The sequence below is a fragment of the Vibrio sp. 1249-1 genome (assembly GCF_033340495.1).
The window spans coordinates 1-529 of sequence record NZ_JAWOWJ010001125.1; the positions used below are offsets into that span (position 1 = coordinate 1).

The window sequence follows — 529 nt, forward strand, 5'->3', positions numbered from 1 at the left end:
ACCATTGATGTAGTAAGTAACAAACTCACCCTCACGTACACCCATTAATGTCGCTTTTTCGCCGTTGTTGTATGTGATGTTCATCTGAACCGTATTTTCATCGATTTGGTGCATTTGACCTTGCTCGATAACGCGGTTGTTTGTAAGTGGGCCAATCGGCGCTGTTGTAAGCGACTTATCTAGCTGGTGGTTTACATCAATGTAAGTGTCCATCTTAGTATCGAAGATGTGTGGTTTGCCGTTTAGCGGGTTTTTACCAGTCCAGAACTCTAGAGAGTTAAATACGATGTAGTCAGCTGCGATTGCCACACCGTAAACTGGTGCCATAAGCATGTTTAGACCACCACGAGCGTAACGGTTATCTACCGCTTTCAAGTTGAAGCCCATAACATAGCCAGTTACCGCGTTGCTGCCAACACAACCTGAAAGTGAAACTGCCACAGCAGTCAATGCGCCAATTTTAGCAATTGCCTTTTTCATCAAAACCTCTAGTTAGAAAGTATTAGGTCGAAAATTCGGCGCGGATATT

Annotated in this window: 1 protein-coding gene; it reads right to left on the reverse strand. The window is 44.0% G+C overall.

From position 1 onward, the window contains the following. A partial coding sequence (locus R7Z50_RS30830; protein WP_318150190.1) for a DUF3332 family protein occupies nucleotides 1–480 on the reverse strand: 480 nt, incomplete at its 3' end. Nucleotides 481–529: the final 49 nt, after the last annotated feature.